The organism is Halobellus sp. Atlit-38R, from assembly GCF_003665925.1.
GTDB classification, from domain to species: Archaea; Halobacteriota; Halobacteria; order Halobacteriales; family Haloferacaceae; genus Haloquadratum; species Haloquadratum inordinatus.
On the sequence record NZ_QXIJ01000215.1, the window covers coordinates 1 to 508 of the forward strand.

General features: G+C 74.0%; 1 protein-coding gene. It reads right to left on the reverse strand.

The window, feature by feature from the left end; all coding sequences use genetic code 11:
- Positions 1–508 (reverse strand): DUF4162 domain-containing protein (locus D3D02_RS19020; protein WP_233560722.1); only part of this gene is annotated, 508 nt, incomplete at both ends.

Consider the following 508-nt stretch of genomic DNA (forward strand, 5'->3'; position numbering starts at 1 on the left):
CCGAGTCGGAATCGGCCGTCGAGTCGGCGTCGGCGGGCTCCGGGTCGGTTCCGTCGGGCGCCGAACCGGCCGCGTCGCCCTCGGTGTACGCCAAGAAGAGGTCCTCCAGCGAGGCCTCGCGGGTGTGGAAGTCGTCAATCGCGACCCCGGCGTCCTCCAGCGCCGCGATGACCTCCGTCTTCGCGTCGCAGGCGCAGTTCACCACCAGTTCGTCGCCGTCGCGGGAGACCCCGGAGACGCCGGGGAGGGCGCGGACCGCCGCGACCGCGTCCTCGTCGGCGCCCGCGGCCGCGACTTCGAGCGTCTCCTCGCCGCCGACGGCCTCGCGGAGCCCCTCGACGGAGTCCTCGGCGACGAGTTCACCGTCGCGGAGGATGCCGACCCGGTCGCAGACGGCGTCGACCTGTTCGAGGATGTGCGAGGAGAAGAAGACGGTGGCGCCGCGCTCGGCCTCGGCGCGGACGATCTCGCGCCTCTCCTTCGCGCCGGCCGGGTCGAGGCCGGAGGA